This is a genomic window from Xenorhabdus sp. Sc-CR9 (genome assembly GCF_963897815.1).
In the GTDB taxonomy this organism is placed as follows: Bacteria; Pseudomonadota; Gammaproteobacteria; order Enterobacterales; family Enterobacteriaceae; genus Xenorhabdus.
In genome coordinates this window covers 1-6347 of sequence record NZ_CAWQTY010000008.1, presented here as the reverse complement: position 1 = coordinate 6347, position 6347 = coordinate 1, and the positions used below count along the sequence as shown (strand labels likewise).

Sequence of the window (6347 nt, the reverse complement as noted above, 5' to 3'; positions counted from 1 at the left end):
ACCACTGCTGCCAATTTATGTGGCAGTTGCTTAACCATGTCAAAATCTTCATGGAAACCGCTTCCTTACAACAGCAAAAACCGGGGATGAGAAAAATGGGTGTATCACAATTATGAAATCTTATTTATAGAATGTAATGAATGGTTTTTTTGTAACTTACTTATCCTTGCATGACTGTTTTTTTTTGATATTTAGTATTTGATATTTTTTTATTACATTAAATCCTGTAAGTGGCTTATGAGTTTATGTTGGTTATTGTTAAATTTATCGCATGATAATTATCAATTTAATTAACTAATTAAGGTGCTATTATGACAGGATTTAGCCAAAAAATAATAGATATATTGGTTACTATTCAAGCCGAAGATCTTATTAACAGATATAAAGGTAGATTTAGCTCTAATGTGGATTCTCCTACCCCGATTAATGATTATAATAAATATTTCCATCTGTTTACTGAGGAAAATAATGTTTATTTACATCAAGGGTCAGGTGATTTAATTGTTAGTGCAAATAAAGGCGATGTTCTTCGTTGGAGAGATATTACTTTAACTAAAAACTCTATATATTCAACAGCATTAGTAAAATTTGAGTCATTCCCTCCTCATAATATACATAATGAGGATTCAATGCTCGAGCACTTATCAGTCATGAATGTGGATCATTTTCATGATTATATTATGGATGTAGAGACAGCAAAGCCATTAGAAGTAAAACCTCAAGAAGTAAGAAGTTATTACTGGGAATCTACAGTTCAAAAAATGCCTTTACCTGGAACGAGTGTTACACTATTTTATTCCCTTGTTTTCGGAATATATAGAGAAGGGAATTTATTGGGCTATGTAATGATGGATCCCGGCATTCGTCTTAATAATGGCGATCGGAGTTTATTGGCTTAAGATAATTTAAATTAAATTATAATATTCAAGGCTGAACTCCGTGAAGTGACCCCATAAAGTTGGATACTTTTATTAAATCCCTAACTTGGCCTGATTTCGATATTCCACTGGACTCAGGCCCTTCAGTTTTACCTTGAACCGTTTAGTATTGTAGTATTTGATGTATTCATCAAGAAAAGCGATTAAATTATCCACACCTTCAAACTCATGTTGATGATACAATTTCATTTTTAGTAATGCGAAAAAATTTTCCGTCATCGTATTATCCAGACAATTTCCTTTTCTGGATATGCTTTGTGTTAATCCATTCTCCGCCAAAAGCTTTCTGATCTGTGCATATTGATATTGTCATACCTTTTTATTAGATAACGGGATATGCGTTTGGGAGAAACGGTTATCAAGTGTGTTCCTCAGTCTCTGGTGGTCGATCCTCAACCAGTTATCGTGGTGAACAAATCAACGCTGATTGCGCTGGCTAAATCTATTATCTGCCACGAGAATGGCAAGCAACCTTATTCTGAGGCAACGTTTGAAAAAGCGTTTGAACTGTTATGAGATGGCAATTGTACGTATTTATTGTCATTTCTGTATCATTGCTGGCTGCACTTTGGGTAGTAGTAAAGGGTTATGAGGAACTCAGCAGGAAATATAAAGAATTGTCTGATGATTTCTCTAAACAAACCGCCTTCATAGCCAACCAGCAAGCCCGCATCCAGCATCTTGCAGAACTGGACACCAAATACACACAGGAACTCGCCAATGCCAAATCTAAGATCACTCAGCTTAGCGATGATTTGCGCACTAACGTTAAGCGCGTGTATGTCAAAGGTGTGTGTACAAAGCATGAGACCGCTTCCCCCGCCGGCGTGGATGACCCAAGACCCGCCCGACTGGAGAAAGACGCTGAACAGGATTATATACGTCTCCTCGGAGAACTCGAAACCCTCGAAGCCCCGTATCTCGGACTGAGGGATTATGTGAAGACGGAATGTAGAGGTAATGATGGCTGAAATAGATGAAATTAAACCGTGTCCATTTTGTAATAGTGAGCGTACAGAAATGTTCGCATATTCAGATGACACATGGTTTTTTGTGCAATGCATTGACTGTAATGCTAATGGGCCAGAAGACCATGATCATGATTCGGCGATTCAGGCATGGAACCAGAGAGCGGAGAATACTACACCCCAGAGCAAATGATTCTGGGGTTGCAGGAGCCATCCTGTCTCCTGCTTGACTGTTGTTATATACAGTATTTAGCCGGTTTATTCGAATTTATCACAACACAGTTAGCCATACAGATTGCATATGTTACGGGTGACAGACCAAAAGGTAAGCAGATATAAGCATACGTCTGCATTGAAGCTAAAAGAGTCGTGCCTGCCACTAGGCAAAGAAGAAGATATTTTTTCATAATCATTCTCCACATCTTTTACAACGTTATTATCACAAAAACCAGTAAATCTAATAAACCCATCTTTCCCCAATAACAAGCGAATAATGCTTAACAATTAGTTACCCACTGAAACTAAACCAATTATTTCTTTACCCATTCCCTTGAGTGGTTAAAGCAATAACCCCGGCCATCACCTTTTCGGACGTGGTGGCTTTTTTATCTCTGAGTTCTGCACATTCGTACGCGCACATCTAATCCGAGAACCTTTCAGAAAGTGAGCCTGAGAAAACCGCTAATAGCGTAGTTATCTCGGGGCGGCCTTTCTGTACGAACAGGTTCACTTTCTATAAGGAACTACGCAATGAGCACAGCTTTAACTTTCAAAGAGCATGAAGTTATCCCTTATTGATAATGGTGACGGGAAGATTTGGTTTACAGCTTATCTCTCGCATCCTTATTGGAATATGCGGATGATAAGTCAGTCAACAAGATTTACAGTAGAAATAAAGACGAATTTAGTCGGTCAGCTTTAGCTGCGATACTATGTTGCACGAGAGGTGCAATATGGATTACAGATATGGCAGCCACACGGTATTTCAGATTGAGTCTCATTTCGTGTGGGTAACGAAATACAGATACAAAGTCCTGATAGGTGAAGTTGGCCTACGGGTAGCCTGCCAGTCATGTGTGCCGAAACAGCGCCGCCCTTTTGCTGAATAACCGTGCGTGCGGGGCATCGACTGCTCAAAACCGCTTTCATCCAGATAAACAATCGGTTTGCCCGCCTGCTCATGATGGCGGATACGCTCGCCAAATACCTGACGAGCTTGTTCGTTAGCGTCAGGGTGTTTTAGCGTTTTTTTTAAAAGTGAGCTTCAGCCGTTTCAAGGCATAATGAATTGCGGATTGTGAGACGCCCAGTCGTTTGGCTCTTTCCCATTGATAGTCATCGGGATAATCCCGGACATCGGCAATGAGTCTCTCATCACTAATTTTCGTGGGCGGTTTATCGCGCGTCATACAGGGTTCTATTTTGTGACTCCACCGAAACAGGGTGCGGATAGAAACCTCAAAGTGATCGCTTGTTTGCTCGAATGTCAACGGATGCTTGTCTTTGTATGCCAGTACGCTTTTTCGGAAATCCAGACTGTAACCCATCTCAATTCTGCCTTGTTATTGGAAGTCACAGGCATTATGCCATAGTATTATGATTCTGTTATAGTGTAATTGCTGGCAAAAGAACGAGTACTCTAAGAGGTGTCATTTACTTTATTGTTATGTGTGGGGCATCGTTTTTGCTTGTAGTCGTCAATAGCAATATAACAGATGGTAATGGTCTTACGGCTGGTTTTATGGCGTTCACATCTCCATTAATTGGGTTGATCATAGCTTTGTCTAGCCGAACGGATGAAGCTAAAGCGGTAGTTCATGGTGAAAGTAGTGCATATAAAAAATGCCCGTTCTGCGCCGAAGCTATAAGAAAGGAAGCCATCAAATGCAAACATTGTGGCAGTGATTTGACCAAAATAAGCTCTACGGTGGACGCAGCAAAAAAAGCTGTTAATACAGAAGATCTTCTTATAAAGAAAAGAGACGGCTTCATGATAAATGATGATGGAGTGAAAAAGTTAGTTGAATCATTTTTTATTCAATCTCCAGACTCAACGAACGTGTACCAAGATTTTGAAGATGAGATCTCCACAATAAAGTGTACTCTGCCTAGTGAAGTTCATGAATCATTTATCAGAAAAATAAAGTATTGGAATAATGTATTATTAACCCGGTGTACAAATATCTATTATGTGCTATGCAGCATATCGGATACAGCGATGCTGGAAATAACGAGCAACATGTTCAAATCTTTTCTGGAGCCTCATCATATGACTTCGAGTCTTTTTGACTAATTCTTGCGGACTTCTTGCCGGTGAAGAGGCCCGGATAGCATTTTTCAAATCACCATTAAGATACTCATCCGGGTTTAATTCGGGTGAATAGGCAGGCAAATAAAACACTTCAATTCGGTTTTTGTGTTTCTCCAACCACTTTTTGACAAGCCGGGCATGGTGGACACGCAAATTATCCAGTATCACATAGACCTTACGATCGGCCTCTTTTATCAAGCGTTGAAAAAAATGCAGCAGCCTTCGGGCCGGCATTGTGTCGTGATACAGCATAAATCGCACACTGCCCCGATTATTAATCGCTGATATCATATTGATAGAAAAGCGCGTTGCACAAATATCAACAACGGGCGTTTTTCCTCTGGGCGCAAAGCCCCGGCTATGCTGGCAGGTATTTTTTATTCCCGTTTCATCTCCCCACCAAATTTCCGCCCCTTCTTCTGCGGCTTTCTTTTTTATCGCCGGATAGGTCTCTTTATGCCACTTTTCGACGGCTTGAGGATTTTGTTCATAGGCTCTTTTGAGTGGTTTTTGTGACGTAAATCCCCAATGCTTTAGATAGTCAGTGAGTGTTCTTTTCGCAATTTTTATGCGCCACATTTGCCAAATAAGCGCCTGAATCGCGTTGCGTGACCAAAGTGCATAAGGCAATCCCATTTGTGATGGCCATTTTTCGAGGAGGATTTGCTGGAGTTTACTTCCTGAGGGGGCGTCAACAGACGAGCTTCCCTTTCCCGGTGCCCACGTTTTCCCTGAATCAAGGCACCGTCGCCCCCTTTTTGCCAGGTTCTGATCCAAATACAAATGGTGTTATAACTGATGCCAAGTGTTGTCGAGATGATTTTGCGGGAAATTCCCTCTTGATGCATTTTTATCACGAGGTGGCGGTTATATTGTTGTATCTCTGGTGAGAGCTGACGAGTATCTTTTTTCATCTCGTTATCATATACAAGTTATTGGTATTTGAGCACCTTATTAATAACAGATAATAACAATAAGTAATAGCCCCAATCAGGGGCTTTAAAGCTATCCGTAGCTTTACATGACTTTTGTAACCCTCTTCACACTTTCTGGATGGCTGATCAAATAATCAGTAACACTTATCATTAGCTCAGTGGTTAAATGTAGGAAATATTTAACAATGAGAATGTGATGAAAAAGTCAGTTTGTTTATTGTTGTCATTAATGGCATTGGCAGGGTGTGGCGAAAAAGAACAAAAGACACCTGAGCAAACATATTCGGATTTGGTTATAAAATCTTTGTCTAACATTATCATAATGGATCAGGATAAAGGGATTGAGAAAACATGTTTGGTTACATTTGATATTGATGCCAATGCAAATCCTTCGAACATCCTATCAGAGGGGCGAGATAAAGTATTTTGCGGTAAAGTCGAAGCTATGATTGATATAAGCGATACGCCTCGTCCTCCAAACTCATTGATAATTAATGGGATAGCTCATATTAGAATTGAAATAAATAAATCCGATTTATACGTCATTGAGCGTTAGAAAACCGTCCGTGGCTTAAAGAGAGACTTTAACTGGACATCCATCACACAAACTCTATCTAAATAACCTCAGTTGCGAGGTTAGTTTTTTTACTTTTATACAAAAGGTTCTGTTTTTTTATGATGAATACTAAAAAATTACTTTTATCAGCTTCTCTTTTAGGCGCTTTGTTTCTCAGTGGTTGTGCCAGCGTACCTCTTGCAACTGAACAAGAATCAGCAAAAGCTAAAAGCTTTTCTGCCCCAGAGGAAAGCAAATCTGGCTTATATATCTACCGCGACAGCTTTGTCGGTAAGGCTCTAAAAAAAGACATTTATGTTGATGGGAAGTGTATTGGAGAAACAGCAGATAAAACGTTTTTCTACACACAAGTATCAGGCAGCCAAAACCACAAAATATCAACCGAATCAGAGTTCTCCCCTAGATAATGTCGTCATAAATTATTTTGTGCGATAATAAGATTTGCATTCCATAAACAGAGTGAACTAACCATGAGCACGCCTGCATACCGTCGCCACGATATTTCCGAACATGTCTGGAATTTACTTGAGCCCCACTTACCGGGTCGAAAAGGCGCTTGGGGACGGGTTGCTTACGATAATCGATTATTTATTAATGCCGTATTTTGGATTTTACGTA

At 39.9% G+C, this 6347-nt stretch carries 10 protein-coding genes and 3 pseudogenes; 9 read left to right on the top strand and 4 right to left on the bottom strand.

Features of this window, described 5'->3' with window-relative positions:
- Positions 1–116 (top strand): annotated as a pseudogene (locus AACQ81_RS00360) (IS630 family transposase); the annotation flags it as partial.
- 195 nt (positions 117–311) lie between these two features.
- Positions 312–899: an AidA/PixA family protein gene (locus AACQ81_RS00355; RefSeq protein ID WP_237388337.1), complete on the top strand. Its 588-nt coding sequence runs from the start codon at positions 312–314 to the stop codon at positions 897–899.
- 72 nt (positions 900–971) lie between these two features.
- Here the strand turns inward: AACQ81_RS00355 and AACQ81_RS00350 are convergent, their stop codons facing one another.
- Positions 972–1217, bottom strand: a complete 246-nt coding sequence (locus AACQ81_RS00350) for an IS3 family transposase (RefSeq protein ID WP_443089577.1) — start codon at positions 1215–1217, stop codon at positions 972–974.
- Positions 1218–1274: 57 nt separating this feature from the next.
- Here AACQ81_RS00350 and AACQ81_RS00345 point away from each other — a divergent pair, with 57 nt between their 5' ends.
- The 4 genes and pseudogenes from AACQ81_RS00345 to AACQ81_RS00330 all read left to right on the top strand — a co-directional run.
- A complete protein-coding gene (locus tag AACQ81_RS00345) occupies positions 1275–1454 on the top strand; it encodes a hypothetical protein (protein ID WP_237388336.1) in 180 nt (59 codons plus the stop codon).
- A gap of 8 nt (positions 1455–1462) precedes the next feature.
- Complete coding sequence (locus AACQ81_RS00340; protein ID WP_237388335.1) at positions 1463–1909, top strand: lysis protein; 447 nt, start codon at positions 1463–1465, stop codon at positions 1907–1909.
- On the top strand, positions 1899–2099 hold the full coding sequence (locus AACQ81_RS19625) for a Lar family restriction alleviation protein (protein WP_443089576.1): 201 nt from the start codon (positions 1899–1901) through the stop codon (positions 2097–2099). Before AACQ81_RS00340 ends, AACQ81_RS19625 begins: the two co-directional genes overlap by 11 nt.
- A gap of 760 nt (positions 2100–2859) precedes the next feature.
- Positions 2860–2967, top strand: a pseudogene (locus AACQ81_RS00330) (transposase); the annotation flags it as partial.
- Between the two features lie 168 nt (positions 2968–3135).
- On the opposite strand, the gene AACQ81_RS00325 reads toward AACQ81_RS00330, so the two are convergent.
- From AACQ81_RS00325 to AACQ81_RS00315, 3 genes are all read right to left on the bottom strand, one after another.
- On the bottom strand, positions 3136–3453 hold the full coding sequence (locus AACQ81_RS00325; RefSeq protein WP_237388333.1) for an IS630 transposase-related protein: 318 nt from the start codon (positions 3451–3453) through the stop codon (positions 3136–3138).
- Positions 3454–4100: 647 nt separating this feature from the next.
- Positions 4101–4880, bottom strand: a complete 780-nt coding sequence (locus tag AACQ81_RS00320) for an IS630 family transposase (protein ID WP_237388338.1) — start codon at positions 4878–4880, stop codon at positions 4101–4103.
- Positions 4784–5131 (bottom strand): helix-turn-helix domain-containing protein, encoded by a 348-nt coding sequence (locus AACQ81_RS00315; RefSeq protein ID WP_237388332.1) that lies wholly within the window; start codon positions 5129–5131, stop codon positions 4784–4786. Before AACQ81_RS00315 ends, AACQ81_RS00320 begins: the two co-directional genes overlap by 97 nt.
- Positions 5132–5348: 217 nt before the next feature.
- Between AACQ81_RS00315 and AACQ81_RS00310 the strand changes: the two genes are divergently transcribed.
- The 3 genes and pseudogenes from AACQ81_RS00310 to AACQ81_RS00300 all read left to right on the top strand — a co-directional run.
- The gene (locus tag AACQ81_RS00310; RefSeq protein ID WP_237388331.1) at positions 5349–5708 is read left to right on the top strand and encodes a hypothetical protein; all 360 of its coding nucleotides are present in this window, start codon (positions 5349–5351) and stop codon (positions 5706–5708) included.
- A gap of 119 nt (positions 5709–5827) precedes the next feature.
- A complete protein-coding gene (locus AACQ81_RS00305) occupies positions 5828–6136 on the top strand; it encodes a DUF2846 domain-containing protein (RefSeq protein ID WP_237388330.1) in 309 nt (102 codons plus the stop codon).
- A 63-nt stretch (positions 6137–6199) separates the two neighbouring features.
- Positions 6200–6347: pseudogene (locus tag AACQ81_RS00300) on the top strand (IS5/IS1182 family transposase); the annotation flags it as partial.

Excerpts from the sequence above, each read along its gene's own strand:
- AACQ81_RS00345 (WP_237388336.1), top strand. The coding sequence starts at position 1,275 with ATGCGTTTGGGAGAAACGGTTATCAAGTGTGTTCCTCAGTCTCTGGTG.
- AACQ81_RS00355 (WP_237388337.1), top strand. The coding sequence starts at position 312 with ATGACAGGATTTAGCCAAAAAATAATAGATATATTGGTTACTATTCAA.
- AACQ81_RS00310 (WP_237388331.1), top strand. The coding sequence starts at position 5,349 with ATGAAAAAGTCAGTTTGTTTATTGTTGTCATTAATGGCATTGGCAGGG.
- AACQ81_RS19625 (WP_443089576.1), top strand. The coding sequence starts at position 1,899 with ATGATGGCTGAAATAGATGAAATTAAACCGTGTCCATTTTGTAATAGT.
- AACQ81_RS00305 (WP_237388330.1), top strand. The coding sequence starts at position 5,828 with ATGATGAATACTAAAAAATTACTTTTATCAGCTTCTCTTTTAGGCGCT.
- AACQ81_RS00325 (WP_237388333.1), bottom strand. The coding sequence starts at position 3,453 with ATGGGTTACAGTCTGGATTTCCGAAAAAGCGTACTGGCATACAAAGAC.
- AACQ81_RS00315 (WP_237388332.1), bottom strand. The coding sequence starts at position 5,131 with ATGAAAAAAGATACTCGTCAGCTCTCACCAGAGATACAACAATATAAC.